This is a genomic window from Streptomyces sp. NBC_00647, from assembly GCF_045207245.1.
GTDB lineage: Bacteria > Actinomycetota > Actinomycetes > Streptomycetales > Streptomycetaceae > Streptomyces.
The window spans coordinates 10254302-10273633 of record NZ_CP109040.1 but is presented as its reverse complement, the minus strand read 5'-3'; the positions used below and the strand labels follow the sequence as shown (position 1 = coordinate 10273633).

General features: G+C 74.7%; 16 protein-coding genes. 5 read left to right on the top strand and 11 right to left on the bottom strand.

Translation table 11 applies throughout. The features are described 5' to 3' along the window. Positions 1-434: 434 nt before the first annotated feature. From OG788_RS45080 to OG788_RS45045, 8 genes are all read right to left on the bottom strand, one after another. A complete protein-coding gene (locus OG788_RS45080) occupies positions 435-2534 on the bottom strand; it encodes a condensation domain-containing protein (protein WP_406368689.1) in 2100 nt (699 codons plus the stop codon). Between the two features lie 184 nt (positions 2535-2718). Beyond that, the gene (locus OG788_RS45075) at positions 2719-3690 is read right to left on the bottom strand and encodes a 4'-phosphopantetheinyl transferase family protein (RefSeq protein ID WP_406368691.1); all 972 of its coding nucleotides are present in this window, start codon (positions 3688-3690) and stop codon (positions 2719-2721) included. 12 nt (positions 3691-3702) lie between these two features. Beyond that, complete coding sequence (locus tag OG788_RS45070; protein WP_406368692.1) at positions 3703-5430, bottom strand: acyl-CoA dehydrogenase; 1728 nt, start codon at positions 5428-5430, stop codon at positions 3703-3705. A 95-nt stretch (positions 5431-5525) separates the two neighbouring features. Next, positions 5526-6482: an aromatase/cyclase gene (locus tag OG788_RS45065; RefSeq protein WP_406368694.1), complete on the bottom strand. Its 957-nt coding sequence runs from the start codon at positions 6480-6482 to the stop codon at positions 5526-5528. A gap of 51 nt (positions 6483-6533) precedes the next feature. Next, positions 6534-7337 (bottom strand): 3-oxoacyl-ACP reductase FabG, encoded by an 804-nt coding sequence (gene fabG, locus OG788_RS45060; protein WP_266766282.1) that lies wholly within the window; start codon positions 7335-7337, stop codon positions 6534-6536. After that, complete coding sequence (locus OG788_RS45055; RefSeq protein WP_406368696.1) at positions 7334-9325, bottom strand: FAD-dependent oxidoreductase; 1992 nt, start codon at positions 9323-9325, stop codon at positions 7334-7336. The genes fabG and OG788_RS45055 overlap by 4 nt, the downstream gene beginning before the upstream one ends. A 57-nt stretch (positions 9326-9382) precedes the next feature. Continuing rightward, positions 9383-10987: a class I adenylate-forming enzyme family protein gene (locus OG788_RS45050; protein WP_406376627.1), complete on the bottom strand. Its 1605-nt coding sequence runs from the start codon at positions 10985-10987 to the stop codon at positions 9383-9385. A 672-nt stretch (positions 10988-11659) separates the two neighbouring features. Beyond that, entirely contained in the window at positions 11660-12610 is a 951-nt protein-coding gene (locus OG788_RS45045; RefSeq protein WP_406368701.1) for an MBL fold metallo-hydrolase, read from the bottom strand. A 170-nt stretch (positions 12611-12780) separates the two neighbouring features. On the opposite strand from OG788_RS45045, the gene OG788_RS45040 reads away from it, so the two are divergent. After that, complete coding sequence (locus OG788_RS45040; protein ID WP_406368703.1) at positions 12781-13020, top strand: DUF6059 family protein; 240 nt, start codon at positions 12781-12783, stop codon at positions 13018-13020. 271 nt (positions 13021-13291) lie between these two features. On the opposite strand, the gene OG788_RS45035 is transcribed toward OG788_RS45040, so the two are convergent. From OG788_RS45035 to OG788_RS45025, 3 genes are all read right to left on the bottom strand, one after another. Continuing rightward, positions 13292-13558 (bottom strand): acyl carrier protein, encoded by a 267-nt coding sequence (locus tag OG788_RS45035; protein WP_356758536.1) that lies wholly within the window; start codon positions 13556-13558, stop codon positions 13292-13294. Between the two features lie 120 nt (positions 13559-13678). After that, on the bottom strand, positions 13679-14527 hold the full coding sequence (locus OG788_RS45030; protein WP_406368705.1) for a thioesterase II family protein: 849 nt from the start codon (positions 14525-14527) through the stop codon (positions 13679-13681). Between the two features lie 51 nt (positions 14528-14578). Continuing rightward, positions 14579-15394 carry a BTAD domain-containing putative transcriptional regulator gene (locus OG788_RS45025; RefSeq protein ID WP_406368706.1) on the bottom strand — a complete coding sequence of 272 codons (816 nt, stop codon included), beginning with the start codon at positions 15392-15394 and terminating at the stop codon, positions 14579-14581. A 252-nt stretch (positions 15395-15646) separates the two neighbouring features. Here OG788_RS45025 and OG788_RS45020 point away from each other — a divergent pair, with 252 nt between their 5' ends. The 4 genes from OG788_RS45020 to OG788_RS45005 all read left to right on the top strand — a co-directional run bounded on the left by OG788_RS45020 (position 15647) and on the right by OG788_RS45005 (position 18962). Beyond that, the gene (locus OG788_RS45020; RefSeq protein ID WP_406368708.1) at positions 15647-15898 is read left to right on the top strand and encodes a hypothetical protein; all 252 of its coding nucleotides are present in this window, start codon (positions 15647-15649) and stop codon (positions 15896-15898) included. A 197-nt stretch (positions 15899-16095) separates the two neighbouring features. Beyond that, positions 16096-17304: an LLM class flavin-dependent oxidoreductase gene (locus OG788_RS45015; RefSeq protein WP_406368709.1), complete on the top strand. Its 1209-nt coding sequence runs from the start codon at positions 16096-16098 to the stop codon at positions 17302-17304. 164 nt (positions 17305-17468) lie between these two features. Then, positions 17469-18506 (top strand): BTAD domain-containing putative transcriptional regulator, encoded by a 1038-nt coding sequence (locus tag OG788_RS45010; RefSeq protein WP_406368711.1) that lies wholly within the window; start codon positions 17469-17471, stop codon positions 18504-18506. Between the two features lie 219 nt (positions 18507-18725). After that, positions 18726-18962 carry a hypothetical protein gene (locus OG788_RS45005; protein WP_351543803.1) on the top strand — a complete coding sequence of 79 codons (237 nt, stop codon included), beginning with the start codon at positions 18726-18728 and terminating at the stop codon, positions 18960-18962. Positions 18963-19332: the final 370 nt, after the last annotated feature.

Sequence of the window (19332 nt, the reverse complement as noted above, 5' to 3'; positions counted from 1 at the left end):
GATCCCGGTCTGCCGTGCACCGCACTGCCGTACCGGGGGCGGGCCGCCGGGTGCCGACCTCGATGTGTGTCCGTCTGTACGGGCGGCATGGGTGAAAACCGTGCCGCCCGTACGTGGCGACCGTTGAAGACACCGGGTGAAGAAGTTCCAGCCGCAGTGCGGCAGTTCTCCCTCGGGGAGGATCACCGTGGTCAGGGCTCCGGGCCGAATAGGTGCCGCGTGCCGTGTCGGCCGCCGGAGGCTGACCCGCGAGCAGTGGCTCGAGCGGCGGCGCGACGACATCGGACTCGTCGCCGTCGGCGACTGCCTGCCAGTCCTCGGGATTGACCCGCCACCGTCCGGCTGATCACCACGCAGCCCGGGGAAGAGCGCCCTGTCCTGGCGTGGGACGCCAGGCCTCGCCTTCGCCCGGATCGACACCAGGACCGGCTACCTCACGGCAGGCCGACGGCGGTGTCGTCCGTCATGCGGGGCAGGTCCGCCTCCGGCAGGGCGGCGACGATGTCGGCGATGGTCGTCGACTCGTCGTGGGTGGACGGCAGTTCGCGCAGGAGCCGGGCGCACAGGCCGACCAGCCGGCCGGCGTCGGTGTCCGAGATCCGGGTGCGGTCGTGCACGGCGGTCAGGAGCAGGCTGCCGTCGGTGCCGGGGGACGCGAGCAGGGTGATGGGGAAGGCGCTGTGCAGTCCGAGGGTCTGCGGGGGGCTGATGCGGATGTCGTGTGCGGCCAGGGCGGCGTCCAGGGCCGGTGAGGTGCGCGGGCGGTTCTCGAAGACGATCAGGCTGTCGAGGAGTTTCTCGTCGGCCCCGCGTCCGCTCCATTCGTGGATCTGTGCGGTCGACACCCATTCGTAGGCGGCCATGTCGAGTGCCTGGTCGCGCAGTTGGGCCAGCAGGCGGGGCATGGAGTGGTCCGGGTCGATGCGGACGATGACGGGCAGTGCGTTCATCAGGAGGCCGGGCAGGCGTTCCACGGCGTCCAGGGCGATGCCGCGGCCGGACACGCTGACGCCGAAGCCGACCGGGGCGGGTCCGTGGGCGCCGCCCGTGCGGTAGAGGAGCAGCGCCCACACGGCCTGGAGCATGCTGGATTCGGTGGCGGCACGGGCGGCGGCCCAGCGGCGCAGGCGGCCCGATTCGGCCCGGCTGAGGCGGGCCTGTGCGCGGCCCCAGCCGGTCTGGCCGGTCGCGGGGCCGGGCAGGGCGGGGCGGGTCGTGGGGGTGGCCGGTCCGGTGGCGGCCGACCAGAACGCGCGGGCCGGGGCGGTGTCCTGCCGGGCGAGCCAGTGTGCGTAGTCGCGGATGTCGGGGCGTCGTTCGCTGCCCGGCAGGAGGCCGTCGGCGAGGTAGGCGCGGTAGAACTCCTGGAGCAGGACGGACACGCTCCAGTGGTCGAGGAGCGCGTGGTGGAAGGTGATCAGGACGCGGGTCGACGTGGCGCGTTCGGTGTCACCGGTGGCGCGCGGGTCGCCGGTGGGGGTGTCGTCAGTGGCGCGGGGGTCGCCGGTGGGGCGGGTGTCGTCGAGGAGGGTGGCGCGCAGCAGGCCCGGTGCGCGCAGGTCGAAGCCGCGCAGCCGGTCCTGGTGCAGCAGGTCGTCCCAGTCGAGGGTGCCGGCGCGGTGGTGGACCACGTCGGCGGTGACCTGGTCGTGGAGCACGACGCGCGGTTCGTGGTTCCAGTCGAACGCGGCGCGCAGGACGGTCTCGCGGTCGAAGACGGACTGCCAGGCGGTGGTGAACCGGCCGGTGTCGAGCGGGCCGTGCCAGTGCCAGAACAGCTGTTCCACGTAGCGGCCGGTGCCGTGGTGGGCCAGGGCGTCCAGCAGCAGGGCGTGCTGGCGGGGGGTGACCGGCAGGGTCTGCGGGGCGGCGGGGTGGCTGGTTTCGTGGGGGTGTCCGGGTTCGTGGGGGTGTCCGGGGCTGTTCGCCGCGGCGGGGTTGTCCGGGATCGCCCGGGGGGCGGGGGCGGTGGTGTGGGCGATGAACGCGCGGGGGGCGGCGGCGGGGTTCTCGCCGTGCTCGTAGGCGTCGAGGAGGTCGGCCAGGAGCAGGCCGGCGCACTCGCCGTCGGCGACGAGGCGGTGCATGACGAGCAGCAGGGTGTGGTGCGCGGGCCCGTGGGCGATCAGCACGGTGCGCAGGACGCCGGTGTGTTCCAGGTCGAGTTCCTGGCCGGCCTCGTCCTCGGTGGGCGGGTGGCCGGTGGCGGTGCGGCGTTCCAGGCGGGGGGTGCGGGCCGGGTCGAGGTGGAGGCGGGGCGGACCGTCCGGGCCGTCGGGGCCGGGTGCCAGGCGGGCGGAGAGCAGCGGGTGGCGGGCGATGAGGCGGGCCAGGGCGCTGCGCAGTTCGGTGTCGTCGAGGGGGCCGCGCAGGTCGATGGCGAACACCTGGTTCGAGGAGGCGTCGTGGGGGTGGGCCCGGTGCCGGCGCAGCAGGGCCAGTTGCCGCTCGGTCAGGGGTACGGTGCCCGCCTCGTCCGCCCCGGGTCCGGCGGTCGCGGCGGGCGGCGCGCCTGGGGGCTGGAACTTGGTCATCGGGTGTCTCCTGAATCGCCATCCGGGGCATGGTGCTTGCGGGCATGCCTCGGCTCGGTGGTCCGCACCGTCCGTTCCCGAGTGTCGGGTATGCGGCTGCCATGGCGCTGACGTGCGGCTGACGCGCCGAGCGGGGGTCAGGCGGGTGCGAGCGGGTCTCGAGGTCTCGAGCGCCGGTGCTCGCTCACCCGGGGCGGCGGGGGGCGCGGGGGTCGTGCGGCGGTGGGAGGGAGTGCGTCATGACCGCCGCGAAGCCGGGGTCGAGCATGGTGCGTGCCGAGGTGTCGGGGGCGGTGTCCAGGCCCGCGTCGTGGCGGGCGGTGCTGAGCAGGTAGCGGTCCAGGATGCGGTGGGTGGAGAAGGTCCATTCGGTGCGGGCGGCGGGTGTGCCGTCCGGGGCGAGCAGGCGGCCGGTGTGCAGGCCGAAGCCGAACTCGGTGAAGCGCAGCCGCATGCCCTGGCCCAGCGCCTTGGTGTAGGCCTCTTTGAGGGTCCACAGGCGCAGGGTCTGTTCGCTTTGTTCGTCCTCGGCGAGCCGGGCCAGTTCGGCTGCCTCGGTGGGGGTGCACATTTGGGCCTGCAGCAGGTCGGGGCGCATTTTGCGGTCGGCGGGCTCGGCGTCGACGCCGATCCGGCCGTCTCTGCTGAGTCCGAGGGCCATCAGGTCGCCGGTGTGGGTCAGGCTGAGGTCGAGCTGGTCGAAGCCGCGCAGGTAGGGGCGTCCGCCGAGCCGGTAGGAGACGTCCAGGCCCTCGGGTGCGGTGGCCAGTGCGGCCGCCGCCGTGTATTTCATCAGCAGGCGGGAGGCGACGAACCGGTAGCGGACCGCCGGGTCGGTGATGCGCCGGCAGCGGGCCCAGTCCCGCCGTCCGAGGAGCCGGCGCAGGTGGGGCCGGGTGAGCGCGGCGGGCAGCCATTCGCCCCAGGTGGTGTGGACGACGGCGTGGCCGTGGGCGCTCAGGTGGTCGCGGACGGGCCGCCAGGGTCCGGCGGGCAGGACGTGGATCGGCTCGCCCCTCGCGGGCCGTGGCCGGTCCGTGGCCTGGAGGGGCTCGCCGGCCGCGGGCCGGGGCCGGTGCGTGGTCTGGAGGGGTTCGCCGGCCGCGGGCCGGTCCGAGTCGGCGGGCAGGGGCTCGCCGGTCGCCGTCCGGTGCATGGCGGCTGTCTCCTAGCCTGCGAGGGGTGTGTCGTACACGTCGAAGCTGCGGCCGTGGGCGAACCGCAGGAGTGCTTCCTCCAGGAGGGACTGCACGACGCCGTGGGGCGGTTCGGGGACCGGGAGGCCGAGCCGGCGTCCTATCCGGGACAGGGCCAGCACCGCCCAGGCCGGCTGGGCGAGGAAGGTGCCGGTGTGGTGGTGGCCCTCCCACACGCCCAGGCAGGCGGCGGCGGCGAGGACCAGGACGTAGCGGTCCAGGAGGGTGCAGGCCCGCGGGTCGGCGAGGGTGTCGTGGACGGCTTCGGGGAGGTGGCCGCACTGCTCGCGCAGGGTGCGCATCTCCTGGACGAAGGTGTCCGCGAGGTCGGCCAGTGCCGCCCGCTGCGGGCCGGCGGTGCGCTGCGGGCCGAGCCGGTGGGCGGCGCCGAGGAGGGTGGCGGTCAGGACGTCGTCGCCGCCCGTCAGGGACAGCCTGCGGTAGTCCAGGTCGGGGACGGCGGCGGTGGGCAGGTACAGGGCGGGGGCGGGTTCGGGGGTACGGAACCACGAGGTGCGGGCGAGGGCGCGCAGCCGTGGCACCAGGACGGCCTGGCAGGCGGCGCTGCCGGCGTGGCCGAGTCCGGCGACGGGCAGGTCGCGTCCGAGTTTTTGGAAGCCGCCGTACAGGGGGCCGCGGTCGTAGCCGTGTGCGCCCAGGACGGTGGCCAGTTCGTCCAGGTTCTCGCGCAGCACGTCCTGGGTGGCGAGTTTGACGGCGGCGGCCGCCAGGTGGGCGCTGTCGGGCAGCAGGCTCAGGGTGCGCAGGGCGGTGACGGCCATGGCGTCGCAGGCCAGCAGGTCGGCGAAGACGCCGGCGAGGACCGGTTGGTGACGGCGGGCCGGCTGCCCGGTGGTGCGGCCGGTGGTCGCGGCCTTCACCGCGAGCCGCAGGGCGCTGTCGACGCCGGCGACGAGGGCGGCGGGGATCAGGCAGCGGTTGACCATGAAGGTGCGCAGGGCGAGCGGGAGTCCGTCGCCGGTGGCGGCGACGAGGGCGTCGGCGGGGACGGGGCAGTGGGTGAACTCCAGTCCCGTGAAGCGGTTGCCGCGCATGCCGGGGGTGGCCACGCGCGGCAGGCGGCGCAGCCGGGCGGGCGGGAGCCGGTCGGGATCGAGGAGCAGTACGGAGTGGCTGTGCGGGCCGGGCGCGGCGCTCGTGCGGGCGTACATGACGAACGCGCGGGCCCGGTCGGCGTTGATGATGACGTCCTTGCGTCCGTCGAGGACGAAGCCGCCGCCCGGGGCGGGGTGTGCGGTGAACTCGTCGCGCAGGATGGCGTTGGCGTGGGTCAGTTCGTGGTGCAGGATCGTGACCCGGCCGCCGCCGTCGTCGTCGCCGTGGAGCAGGTGGCGGGCGGTGCGCTCGCGCTGTTGCCGGCTGCCCGCGGCCCAGACGGCGGCCGCGCCGAACAGGGCGGTGATGCCGTAGCCGAAGCCGAGGGCGACGTCGCGGCGGAAGAGCGGGCGCAGCACGCGGGCCAGGGTGTCGGGGCGGGCGAGGCGGCCGCCGAGTTGGTGGGGGACGAACTCGGCGGCGAGGCCGGCGTCGGTGAGCAGTGCCTCGGTGTCCTGCGGGGTGCGGCGCTGTTCGTCGGCGTCCAGGAGCGCGCGGTGGCCGTGCGGGTTGCGCGGGTCGGCCGGATCGCCGAGGAGTTCCTCGATCCGCGCGGCCCGCTCGGCGCCGTCGGACCCTGCCACACCGGCACCTGCACCTGCACCGGCACCGGCGCCGACGCCGGCGGCGGCGGCGGCGGTGTGTGCGGCGGGGGCGGCCGGGGGGCCGGGGGCGGCCCTCACAGGAGCGTGACCGCGCTGCGGGCGTGCCGGCCGGCCAGGTCGAGGACCGCTGTGCTGGTGCGGCCCAGGACCTGACGCAGATGGCGGCGGGCCCCGGCCAGGTCCGCGTGCTCGCCCAGCACCGTGGTGATGTCCTCCTCGCGCAGCACGACATGGTGCTGCGCGATGAGCGTGACGCCCTTCTCGTCGGGGACGACGGACCATTCGCCGGTGTGTGCGGCGATCAGCGGTGCGGTGGCGGTCTGCTTGTAGACGATGCGTCCGGCGTGCGGGAAGCAGACCCGCACGGACCGGGTGGTGTGCGTGCGGCCGTCGGGGGTGCGGGTGTCCATGGACAGGGACTGGATGCCGGGTTCGTCCTCGGTGAAGTCCAGGCGGGTGACGTGCGGGAGCACCTCGGGCCAGTCGCCGATCCGGTAGAGGAAGTCGTAGACCAGTTCGGCCGGTCCGGGCACCCGGAGTGTGTCCTCGAAGGACAGGACCAGGTCGTCCAGGCGGCCCCAGCGCTCGGCGAGAGCGCGCAGGCTCTCCAGCTGTGTACGGGTGTTGGTGTCGGTGGCCCGCCGCACCCAGGCCACGTCCTCACGGTGGCCGCCGGTGACCGTGAAGTCGTGCTGCAGGGTCAGCCGGGAACGGTCGGCGCCGAGCGCCTCGACCGTCCAGGTGCCGGTCATGGAGCGCAGGGGGGCGGCGGGCAGTTCCTGGCAGAACGTGATCCGCCGCCGCTGCGGGTCCAGGGTGCGGCGTGAGGTCCAGGACGTGAGGTGGCCGTTGGCGGTGGCCCACATGCGCAGCCGCTCGTGGTCACCGTCGAAGTCGAGCTGCTCGACGTGCACGGTGGGCGGCAGGAACAGCGGCCACCGGGGGGCGTCGGAGATCAGCCCGTACGCCACGCCCGCCGGCGCGGCGACGATCACCTGGTGCGTGGTGCGGTGCACTCGCTCGGCGGACATGTCCCACTCCTCGCTCTGGGGATCACACGGACGGTTCGGGGCGGGCGGATCTCAGAAGTTGCCCAGACCGCCGCAGACGTTGAGGGCCTGGGCGGTGATGGACGCGGCGTGCTCGGTGGTCAGGTAGCCGACGAGGCCGGCGACCTCCTCGGGGGTGGAGTAGCGGCCGAGCGGGATCTTCGCCTCGAACTGCTCCAGGACCTGTTCCTCGGTGGTGTTCCAGGCGCCGGCGTAGCCCTGGCGGACCCGCTGGGCCATGGGTGTCTCGACGTAGCCGGGGCAGACCGCGTTGACGGTCACGCCGGTGGGGGCGAGTTCCTTGCCGAGCGCCTTGGTGAAGCCGACGACGCCGTGCTTGGAGGCGGAGTAGGGGGCGCCGAGCACGACACCCTGCTTGCCGGCGGTGGAGGCGATGTTGATGATGCGGCCGCCTCGGGTGCCGGCCAGGCCGCCGTTCTTGAGGACCTCGCGGGTGAGCAGGAAGACGCTGTTGAGGTTGGTGTCGATGACGTCGTACCAGAGCTCGTCGGAGAGGTCGGCGGTCGGGCCGCCGCCGCTGCGCCCGGCGTTGTTGACCAGGACGCCGATCGGGCCGAAGGCGTCGACCGCGGCCCGCACGAGCGCGGCGACGGACGGGGCGGAGCGGACGTCGGCGGCGGTGCCGTCGACGTCCAGGCCCTCCTCGCGCAGGTCCTCGACGACCTGTTTGACCTGCTCGGGGTTGCGCGCGCAGATGAAGACACGGTGGCCGCGGCGGCCCAGGTCGCGGGCGACGGCCAGCCCGATGCCGCTCGTCGCGCCGGTGACCAGGGCGGCCGGCTGGGCGGGCGAGGGGGCGGGCGGGGATGACGTCATCGTGTTCTCTCCATTTCCGTGGCGCCTGCTGGGCTGTTCGTCTCGACCGTGTCCTGAACGGCTCGACGGCTGCCGGAGGGCCGCTCGAGAGGCGCTGCATCCCGGGCGGCGACGGGGTGGACCGGGGCGAGCGCCCGCTCCAGCACGGCGGGGGTCAGCGTCTCGCCGCGTGCGGCGAGGTAGCCGTCGGGCCGCACCAGCACCCAGGACCCCTCGGCCGCCAGCCCCAGGGCGGCACGCAGGGCTCCGTCCGGGTCGGGCAGCACTCCCTGTCCTCTCCGGCCGCCGACGCGGCGCACGGACAGCCAGGCCCCGTACCGGCTCTCCGCCTCACGGGCCGTACGCAGCGCAACACTCCCGCTCCCGCTGCCACTCCCGCTCCCGCTGCCACTCCCCCTCCCGCCGATGCCGCCGCCGCTGCTGCTGTCGTCGTGGTCGTGGGCCAGGAGCAGGGACCAGCGCACGTCGCGCAGTTCACGGACCAGCGCGTCGCCTGCGGTGGCCGCTGCGGAGGCGCGTTCGCCCGGCGCGGGCCCGGGCCCCGGCCGGCCGCGCGGACGGCGGGTGCGGGGGATGGCGGCGGGTGTGGTCAGGGGCGATCCGGCGTAGTGCAGGCGCAGCCCCGACATGCCGCCCAGCACCTTGCGCTGGATGGCGCGGCGCAGCCACGGCACGTTGCGCACGACCGCGAAGACCAGCGGCAGCGCGATGGCGGCCAGGGCGTTCTTGAACTGGACCAGCCAGGTGGCGGTGCGCGTCGAGTCCAGCAGCGCCCGCCCGACCGGGACCCGTTCCTGGCCGTAGGACTCGAGCAGCGGGCGCCGCGCGTGCCCGTGGTGGACGGCGGCGAGTTTCCAGGCGAGGTTGTACGCCTCCTGGATGCCGGTGTTCATGCCCTGCCCGGACGCCGGGCTGTGCACATGGGCGGCGTCGCCCGCGACGAACACGCGGCCCTCGTGCATCCGCGGGACCATCCGCTGCTGGAAGGTGAACACGGACGTCCACTCGGGCTCGCCGACCTGGACACCGGTGCCCAGGCCGCGGGAGAGCCTGGCGCTGAACCGTTCGGCGCTCCCCCTCCCGTCATGGCTGCGGGGGGCCGTGTCGAGCAGGCGCCAGTGGCCCTCGCGGGCGTAGGGGACCATCATCAGGGCCTGGCCGCCGGTGTGGACCCAGTAGATGGTGTCGGGCGCCAGGTCCATGCGGACGGGGGCGTCGGCGAGCATCCAGGTGTCGCGGCTCTCGCCGACCAGCGGCAGGCCGAGGGTCTTGCGGACGGTGCTGTGGCCGCCGTCGCAGCCCACCAGCCAGGGCACCGCGCAGACTTCCTCCCACTCCCCCGAATCCCCCGACTCCCCCCGCCCCCGGGGCTCTTCGCGCTCTTCCCGCCCCTGGGGCCCCTCGCGTTCCCGGGGCTCTTCCCGCGCTGGCCGCCCCTCGCGTTCCTCGTGCTCCGCGGCGCCGGTGCTGTCGCGGGTGAGGGTGCTGTCGCGGGTGAGGGTGCGGGTGCTGTCGCGGGTGCTGTCGGTGTGGACCAGCCGTGCCCGTACGCCGGTCGCGTCCTGCTCGAACCCTGCCAGGCGCACGCCCCATTCGACCCGCACGCCGAGCCGGGCGAGGGCGGCGCGCAGCACGCCCTCGGTGCGGGTCTGCTCGATGATGAGGGTGTAGGGGTAACGGGTGGGCATCGAGGCGTAGTCGGCCTCGAGACGGACCAGGCGCCGGCCGGTGGCGTACATGGTGAAGGCCCGGTTGCGGCGGCCGTGGCGGAGCATGCCCTGGACCGTTCCCATCTGGTCGAAGGTCTCCAGGGTGCGCGGGTGGACGGCGACGGCGCGGCTGGTGCGGGCGGGTCCGGGTGCGGCGTCGACGACCCGCACCCGCAGGCCCCTGCGGGCCAGTTCGTGGGCGGCGGTCAGACCGACCGGCCCGGCCCCGACGACCAGCACGTCGGAACCGGGGGGCGGCTTGTGCACAGAGGTCGCCATGAGGGGTCTCCTGTCGGACGGGCGGCCCGGGTGTCGGGCGGGATATCAGGGCACCGTTCAGGCGCCGGCTTCGGCGGCGGCGCGGGCGCGCACGGACTCCCGCAGCGCCTGCCGTTCGGGTTTTCCGGTACGGGTGCGGGGCACGGCGTCCAGTGCCTGGGCCCGGTGGATCCGCTCGCCGGGGGCCAGCCGCCCATTGGCGTCCCGGACGATCGCCTCCAGCGTGCGCGCGGTGTGCCGGGCGGCTCCGGGCGGGCCGCACAGGACGATGCCCGCCCACGCCACGGCGCCGTGCTCCGCGTCCGGCCAGGCCACGACGGCGCAGTCGGCGACCCTGGGGTCCGCGGCGATGACGCGTTCGACGCCGGTGGGTGAGACGAGGTGGCCGTCGCAGGTGAAGACGTCGTCGATCCGGTCCACGAGGAAGAGGCGGCCGTCCTCGTCGAGCAGGCCGACGTCACCGGTGGACAGCCAGCCCTGCGCGTCGATCGGGGACGGTCCGCCGTCGTCCAGGTAGCCGGCCATCACCTGGGGTCCGCGCACCTGCACTTCCCCCGGGGTCCCGGCCGGGACCCCGGCACGTGAGCGGAGGTCCACGACACGGCACTGGGTGCCGGGCAGGGGCGGGCCGACCGCGCCGGGCAGCACGGGGTCGTGGGGGCGCTGCATATGGGACAGCGGGGAGAGTTCGGCCAGGCCGTAGCCCTGGATCACGGGGACGCCGAGCACATGGTGCAGGCGGCGGGCGGCCTCGGGGGCCAGCGCGGTGCCGCCGGACATGAGCGCGGTCAGCCGCGGGCCGGCCGGGATTCCCTCCCGGGCCGTGTCCAGCCGCGGATCGGCGGCGAGCCGGTGCAGCCGGGCGGGCAGCCCGTAGTAGTGGGTGGCACCCGCCCGGGCGGCCAGCGCGAGCGAGGCCACCGGGTCCGGGTCGTGGCACAGGACCTGCCGAGCCCCCGCGTACACCGCGGAGTTGAGATGCATCAGGTGGAACAGCGGCAGGTGGTTGAGGGTGACCGAGGCGGGCCCGAGCCCCTGGGCCAGGGCGGTCTGGGCGGCGTTGGCGACAAGGTTGCGGTGGGTGAGCCGCACTCCCCTGGGGCGCCCGGTGGTCCCGGTGGTGAACTGCAGGCAGACCACCGCGGACAGGTCCGGGGCGGCCGGCGGCGTGTAGGGCTCGCCGGGCACGGTGTCCAGGACGGTGTGCAGCGCGAGGGCGCCCTCGGGGACGGCCCCGCCGGCGTCGGCGTCGGTGACCAGGACGGTGTGCAGCAGGGGCAGCCGGCCGCGGATCCTGGCCAGCGGCTCGGCGACGGCGGCCGGGACCAGGGCGATCTCGATGCCGGCGGCGGTGCACAGGTGGTGCAGGGTGCTCTCGTCGGCCAGTGGATTGATCAGGGCGACGGTGTTGCCGCTGCGGCTGGTGCCGTAGAGGGCGGCGGGGAAGAGCGCGTCGAGGCCGGCGGCCACACCGACCACGACCGGGCCGCGGCCCGCCGTGCGGGCGGCGAGGAACCGGGCGATCCGGTCGGCGTGGGCGTCGAGCTGCCCGAAGGTGACCGTCCCGCGTCCGGTCGTGAGGGCGGGCGCGTGCGGGGCGCGTGCGGCGGCGCGGCGCAGGAGTCCGTCCAGTGGCAGTTGCGGGCACGTGAAGTGCGGCACGGTGTGCGGCCCCCTCTGCGACGGGTCGGCTCCGGCGCGTCGACGGGCCGGCTTGGCGTGGTGGTGGGTACGCCCACGCTCAGGGCCGGAACTCGAGAGATGTTCGAAACCCGCTCGACCGCGGCCGCAGAACACGAGGAGAACCGGCACAGCCGACCGCGCCCCGGCACGGCGCGCGACCGGGCGCGGCGTCGTGAACTCAGCCCGTACACGCGCGGCGAACTGGCCCCGTACGCTTCCGAGTTCGCCGCCTTGGTCCGCGCGGATACGGCGGCACGCGCACCCGGGTGCGGCAGCGCCCGCGCACCGGATACGGCCCACACCGCGCCGGGCCGCGCCGGGCCATGCCGGGCGCGGTGATGGGCGGGGTGATGGGCGGGGCAGGCGGCGAACGCCCGCGCCGGGGACGCCGACTTCACCGGGGACGCCGACTTCGTCGTAGCAGACATGCCTGGGCGCGCGGACATGCGCGGCGCGGACATGGTGGTGTGCGGTGCGCACGGGCGTGGTGGCGTGCGGTGCGCACGGACATGTGCGGCGCGGGCGTGGTGGTGTGCGGTGTCTGCGCAGGGCCGCTCGGGGCGGCCCGCAGGGGCGACGCTCGAGCCGGCCCTCAGAGCGGTTCGGGGCGGCCCGGAGTCAGGGCCGGGTTCCGGGCCGGGGTGCGTCCGGTCAGGCCAGGCAGCAGAGTGGGCCGCCGTTGAACTCGGTCATCTCATCGAGTGCGGCGTGCTTCTGGGGCAGGGGCAGCGGCGCGTCGGCGGGCAGGCCCTGGAGTTCGGCGTAGGCGCGGCTGAGGTTGGCGGACAGCCGCTCCGGGTCCAGGAGGCGTGCGTAGCGTCCCAGGTCTGCGCCGCGTGCCGTCTCAAGCGGGGTCCGGCCGGCCCGTACGCCTTCCTGCGCGAGCCGGCGCACCAGGAGCAGGTAGCCCTCGACGGCGTCGAACACCTCGGGTCCGCACACCGCTCCGTGACCGGGTACGACGGTGGTGGCGCCGTACGCGCGCAGCCGCTCGATCGCGGCCAGGGATCCGGCGAGGGAGCCCATCAGGAAGAAGGGGGTCACTCCGTTCATGGCGAGGTCGCCGGTGAACAGGACCTTCTGTTCGGGCAGCCAGACCACTGTGTCGTTGGAGGTGTGGGCGGGCCCGACGTGCTCCAGTTCGGCGCGGATCTCACCGACGTGGAGGGTGAGGCGGTCGCGGTAGGTCACGGTGGGCGGCGCGAGTTCGATGTCGCCCCACCGCACGTGCGGCCACAGGCTTTTCAGGTGCAGTCCGGCCGCGGTCATCTCCGTGCGGGTGCGCTCGTGGCCGATCACCAGGGCCTCGGGGAAGACGAAGTTGCCGAAGGCGTGGTCGCCGTGGAAGTGCGTGGTGACCACGGTGCGCGGCGGCGCCGGGTTCAGTTCCAGTGCGGCGGCCCGCAGGCTGCGGGCCCTGGTCTCGGTCGCGGCGGTGTCGACGAGGGCGCTGTGGCCGCCGGAGACGAGGATGCCCGCGTTGTTCAGGCACCAGCCGCCGGGCGGCTGGAGATAGGCGTGCACGCCTATCGCGATCTCGGTGACGCGGCCGGCCGGAGCGGGCACGGTCACCGGGGTGCGGACTGAGGGGCTGGGGTGCACGCCGGTCTCCTCACACGAGTTCTCGGTCCGGTGAGCCTGCCAAGTCCGCCTCGCGGCGTGGTGGACAGCGGCCGAACCCGCCGCGCGAGCGGCTCTCGAGCGGTTGTCGACCGTTTCCTAAGAGCGTTGCGGCCACGACCGGTCCACCGGGAAGAAATGGGGAGAGCCAGATGAGCGAGCGCCGCCGATGGCCGTCCCGTCTGCTGCGGCGGGTGTGGCCCGCACTTGCCGCCGCGGGACTGCACCACGTGCTGGGTGAGATGCACCGGGCCCGCGCCCCGAAGGTGCCGCTGGCGCGGCCGCCCCAGGGCCACCCCGAGCGGCTGCGCCCGGATGTGCCGCTGACGTCGCTGGAACTGGCCCTGGTCCGGGAGCTGGACATCCACTGGCGTTCCCGCGCCGAGGGCTGAGGGCAGCGACAGCGGCGGCGGGCGCGGAGGTGCCGCACAGCGCCGGACCGAGCCCCGGTCCGGCGCCGCGGACGGACACGGGCTCGGGCACTGCTCAGGCGCTGCGGGCTCAGGCGCGGGCCGCAGGGGCGCGGGCCCCGGCGCGGACATGGGCGCGGCCCGAACGGGGTTGCTGTGCGCGGGCGTTGTGCCCGGGCCGGCCGGGCAGGTCACCCGGCCCGGTCATCCGCACCCGGCCTTCCAGGGCCTGCCCGGCCTGCCCGGTCGTGGTTCAGGCGACGGCCCGGGGAGCGGACAGTGCGCCGTTGACGAGGGCGAGGAAGGCGCGTGGTGTGTCGGCCTCCTCCAGTGCGTCCTCGTCCAGGGTTATGCCGTGGTCCCGCTCGATCTGGCCGGCGGTCTGCAGGATGGCCAGCGAGTCGTAGCCGAGTTCCATGAACGGGACGTCGATGACGTCGCCGTCCAGGTCGACGCCCTCCTCCTCGCCGGCGCACTCGCGCAGCAGGGTCTTCAGGTCGCTGAGCTCAAGGCGGTTCATGATCTCTCCGTTCGGTTGTGCGGGCGGGTCAGCGGGCGGTGGACGGGGGGCAGTTGGGCGGCCCGGGACGGCCGGACGGCCGGGGCCGGGCGGCGGGGGCGAGCCGTGTCGCCGGCGCCCTCACCGGTGTCCCACGGCCGGCCGGAGTCCCGGTGAGAGTGCGGGTGCGGGTGCGGGTCCGGGTGTCGGTGCAGGCACGGGTGCGGGTGTGAGTGTCGGTGCAGGCACGGGTGTCGGTGCGGGTGCGATGCGGTGTGCCACGCGGCAGGCGCGCCCGATGAGGCGGGGCAGTTCGGGGCCGCGTACGAAGAAGTGGTCGCCCGGCAGTGTGCGGCGCACGAGGCGGCCGCTGGTCCACTGCCGCCAGCCGTCCAGGGCGGCGGGGCCGGCCACGGGGTCGACGCGCCCGCCGACGGCGAGCACGGGCACCGGCAGGGGGCCTGCCCCGTCGTCGACGGCGGCGGCGCGCAGCGCGCGGGCCAGTTCGAGGTCGTCGCGCAGCACGGGCAGGACGGTGCGGTGCCAGACGCTGCCCGGCCCGGTGAGCGGTGTGTCGGGGGCACTGTCCAGCGCGCCGAGCAGACTCAGCAGGTCCCCGTCGGTGGTCTGGCCGGGCCCGGTGGTGCGGGCGGCGGCGAGGTGGGGGGCGGGGCAGGCGCCGACGGCCAGCAGGGCGGGTGCGGGCAGGCCGGCGTCGAGCAGGGCACGGGTGAGGGTGTAGGCGACCATGCCGCCGAGGCTGTGCCCGTAGAGCGCGTACGGGCCCTGGTCGGCGGCGTCGGCGAGCGGGCCGAGCAGATCTCCCAGCAGCCCGTCGCGGTCGGTCGCCCGGGGTTCGCGGCGGCGTCTGCCGCGCCCCGGCAGCAGCAGCGGGACGACGTCGATGCCGGGGCCGCAGAGTTGCTGCCAGCGGCCGAAGCTCGACACCCCGGCGCCGGCGTGCGCGAAGCAGTACAGCCTTACGTCCATGGCCCGAGCCTCGCCGACCCCTCTGGAGAACGGCTTGAACCGGACGTCGGGTCAGGCGGCGTACAGGTCGAACGTGGAGGAGCGGCGCGGCCCGCGCAGGATGTCGAGCTTGGGGTCGACGGCGAGCATCGCGTGGTGCAGGCGCTGCAGCTGCGGTGCGGGTTCGACGCCGAGCTCCTCGATGAGCCGGCCGCGCAGCCGGTGGTAGACGCCGAGTGCGGCGGCCTGCCGGCCGGAGCGGTAGAGCGCGACCATGGCCTGGGAGTGCAGTCCCTCGTGCTGCGGGTGACGGGCTATCAGGTCGGTGAGTTCGGCGATGACCTCGACGTGCCGGCCCAGGCGCAGGTCGGCGTCGATGCGGCGTTCACGGGTGACCAGACGGCTCTCCTCCAGCCGCATGACCTCGATGGACAGGATGGGGCCGACGCGTACGTCGACCAGTGCGGGGCCCTGCCACAGGTCCAGGGCCGCCCGGTAGGCGGCGGCCGCCTGTTCGTCCTCGTCCACGGCCTGCTGTCCCTGGGTCACCAGCCGCTCGTACTCGCGTACGTCGACGGCTTCGGAGGGTATCTGCAGCAGGTAGCCGCCGTGCCGGGTGGCCAGCACGTCCTTGGCGGCGCCGGGTGCGCCGGGTCCCATGGCGGTGCCCAGCCTGCGGCGCAGCTGGAGGATGTAGGTCTGCAGGGTGGTGAGCGCGCTCTGCGGCAGTTCGGTTCCCCAGATCTCCTCCATGAGCGTGGGTACGGGCACGACCCGTCCCGGGTAGAGCGCGAGCAGTGCGAGGATCTGCCGGGGCTTGCCCGCCGTCGGAACGATCGACATCCCGTTGACGGCGGCACTCAACGGACCCAGAACCTGAATCTTCATGGTCTCCTCCGTACCGGTATCCAATTGGGCGTCGATTTTGCGCCGCTCAGATAATTCCTGTCTTTTCCTCACAAGCCGGGGACGAGACGAACCGTAGCCTCTCTCAGTCTTTCGCGGCGTCATCCTCAAGACGCCTTCGAGCAGTTCTCCACACATCCGTTCCTGACAAGGCGCTGACATCGCACTGACCCTTTCCACACGGTGTCCGGCAGGGTCTTCCGGAAAATTCGGGGCGTCATTAGCTTCCCTTCCATGGACAGCCGTGCGCAGCGTGCCGTGCCGACGGACGCGGATCCCCTGACCCGGCAGCTGCTGCGGCAGCTGGCCGCCCGTGCCACAGGGACGCCACCGTCCGGGGGCCCGGACGGTGCGGGGGAGGCGGCCGGCCGCGGGCCGGACGCGGCCGGTGCGCTGCGGCTGCTCGCCGCGTGGCACCGGCGCGGGACCGAGGTGGGATTTCCGGAACTGACGGCCCTGTCACGGACGTCCGCCGCCGGCGGCTGACCACCCCTTCGGGAGAGGTTTCTGCGGGGCTGTGCGCAGGGTTGCCCGGAGGGTTTCCTCGAGGCTGCGCACACGGTTCCTCGAGAGACGCTCGTGTTTGTCCCGCGGCCGTCCCGCTGCGTCTATGGTCCGGTGACCGAGGAGTCTTTTCAGGTTTTTCCGGCAGGCCGGAAACGGATCACGGGACGGAGCCCCTCATGGAATTCGGTGTGAACTTTTTCCCGGCCGTCGACCCGGCGCGGAAGAGCGCGAGCACCTATTACGACGAGAGTCTTCAGCTGGTCGAGCTCGCCGAGGAACTGGGTTTCGCCCATGTCCGGACGGGCGAGCACTACGGCTCCGCGTGCGGCGGCTACAGTCCCGACCCGGTGGTGTTCCTGACGGCGGCGGCGGCGCAGACCCGCCGCATCCGGCTGGTGGCCGGCGCGGCCGTCTCCCCGTTCGCGCACCCCGTGCAGATCGCCGCGCGCCTGGCCCTGCTCGACAACCTCTCGCACGGCCGTCTCGACGCCGGTTTCGCTCACGGCGGTCCGCAGTCCGGGCTGTTCGGCGTGCCGGGCGGGGACGGCGCCGCCCCCGTGGAGGAGACCGCCGAGGCGTGCATCGCCCTGTGGAGCGGCGAGGAGGTCCGCTTCGAGGGCGACGTGCACCGCTTCGGCCCGGTGACCGGCTTCCCCCTGCCCTACCAGCGCCCGCATCCGCCGGTGTTCGTCGACGCGGCGCACAGCGCCGGGTCGTGTGCCCGGGCGGGCGCCCGGGGCCATCATCTGCAGCTCTCCCCGGTCCCGGGCGGCCGCCGGCAGGCGCAGAGGATGACCGGGGCCTACCGAGCGGCGCGGCGGGCCGCGGGCCACCGGGGCGAGGGCCGCGTCCAGATCGCCTACACCTGTTATCTCGGCACGGACCGGGAGGTGACCCTGGCGGCCGCCCGGGCCGGCGAGGACCACCGCGCACGGCTGACGGGCCTGGCCTTCCGGGCGGACGGGCGGCACCCCGTGCCCGGCGCCCCCGGCACCACGGCACACGAATACGACTACGACTACGGCGGTTACGACTTCGACCGGGCGCTGGCCGGCCATCAGGTTCTGGCCGGCACGCCCGACGACGTGCGCGCGCAGATCGAGACGGTCCGTGCCTGGTACGGCTCCGGCAGCTGTCTGAGCCTGCAGTTCAACCCGGGGCATCTGCCCTACGGGCGCGCCGTGCGCGCGATGGAGCTGTTCGCCGCCGAGGTCGCCCCCGCCTTCACCCACTCCCCCGCCCCCGCCCCCGCCACCGCCTCGACCGGCCCAACCGTCGCCCGTGCCGGTGCTGCCGGTGCCGGGGCCGGTGCTGCCGGTGCCGGGGCCGGTGCTGCCGGTGGCCGTGGTGGCGGTCCGGCGGTGGCGGCGACGGCCGCGGCGTGAGAGGCCGAAAGGCGCGGGCCGGGGACGTGCCCGGCCGCGTCCGGCCGGCGAAGGCCTGTCCGGCCGGGTGGCGGCCGGCCCGTACCGGCTGAGCAGTGGGCACCGTGCGCGGCGTGCCGTCACCGGGCCGGTCTGGGCAGCCGCGAGGAAGATACGAGGAAGAGATGCAGTTCCGCATTCTCGGTCCCGTGGAGATCCAGGACGAGCGAACCGGTCTGAGGATCCTTCCGGCGGGCACCAAGCAACGCGCCCTGCTGGGCGCGCTGGTCGCCAGATCCGGGCACGTCGTGCCCGTCCGCCAGCTGATCGACGAACTGTGGGGGCACCGTCCGCCCGCCAACGCGGCGAACGCGCTGCAGGCCCATGTGGCCCGGCTGCGCCGGCTCGTACCCGAACCCGGACCCGAACCGGAACCCGGACCGGGGGCGGGGGCGGGGGCGGGGGTGGTGGGGCGGCAGCGGGAGTGGCTCGTGACGCGCCCGCCCGGCTATCTCCTGCGCCCGGGCCCGGGTGCGAGCGACGCGCAGCGGTTCAGGGAACTGGCCGCCCGGGGCCGGGCCGCCGCCGCCACCGATCCGCGGCATGCGGCCGAACTGCTGCGCGCCGCGCTGGCGTTGTGGCGGGGGCCCGCGCTGGAGGGCAGCGCCCGGGGCGGCATCTGCGCGGCCGAGGCGGCGCGGCTGGAGGAGCAGCGGCTCACCGTGCTGGAGACGCTCTACGACGCATGTCTGCGGGCGGCCCGGCACGACGAGATCATCGGCGAGCTGGAGGAACTGACGGCCGATCACCCGATGCGGGAGCGGTTCCACGACCTGCTGATGGTGGCCCTGTACCGGTGCGGACGCCAGGCGGAGGCGCTGGGCGTGTACGACAAGGCGCGCCGGCGGCTGGTGCGTGAGCTGGGTGTGGAGCCGGGGGCCGCCCTGCGCGAGCGGCTGGACGCGATCCTGCGGCACGACCCGGACCTGGCGCCGCCCCGGCCGGCCGGACACGGGCACATGGCGTCGGTGCACCCGATGCCGCTGCCGGCCCCGCCCCCGCTGCCGCTGCCGGCCGGGACCGCCGGCCCCGACGCGACAGTTGTGAGCCTGAGCGGGGAACTGGCCCGGCTGCAGCACCGCATCGAACGGCTCTCCGCGGAACAGCACGCCCTGATGCGCCGCTTCGACCAGCTGGTCGCCCAGCGGGCGGCGGGCCAGTAGCCGGCAGCCGGCCAGGCCCCGCGGGTGCGGCCGCGGGCGACGCCGCGCGGCCGCAGAACGGTGCCGGCGGCCGTCATCCGACGCGGCCCCGCTCGTGTCCGGGCAAGGGGCGGGTGCAGGCAGCGGGACGTACGTGACACCTCACCATCACTCCAGCCCCCGGTCCTCGGCCCGCGCGCCCGGCCGGGTGCTCCCCCGTGCCCGGCCTACACTCCGGCCGTGGACATCCCGGATGAACTGATCAACCTCGAGCGGATCGCCGAGCAGGAGCGCGCCCGCGTGGCCGGACTCGCCGGCGAGGAGTACGACGCGCAGTGGAAGGCGTGTCGCGAGGCGTCTGCCGCGGTGCAGGCCGCGATCACCGCGCACGCGGCCGAGAGCGGGGCAAGCCGGTACGACGTCGAGCAGGCGGTCAAGCGTGCGGCACGGCGCATCGAGCAGGATCCGACGGAGTAGCCGCCATGCGGTGAGGCCTTGGCCCGGGCGGTTCGGGGCTTCGTACGGGTCCGCGCTCGGGCCGCGTGAGATGCCCGTGCCCGGTCGGCGCGCAGGCCGTACCGGTCCCGGTGGAGCGACCCGCCGCAGTCGACACGCCCCCGCCCGGCGGGCCGGGAACTGGCAGGCACAGCTGCCGGCCCTGCCCGCACGGCCGGGCTTCCGTGGCTCCATAGGGAACGGTCGCCGTCGGTCGCTTCTGTCCGCTCCCGTGATCGACGGTGTTCTCGTGGTTCGCCGCTCGGTGGGCATGGGAGGGGCACGTGGGACGGGCACTTCGGTGTCTTCGGATCGGGGACGGCCCAGTGGTCACGGTGGCGGTGGCGATCCG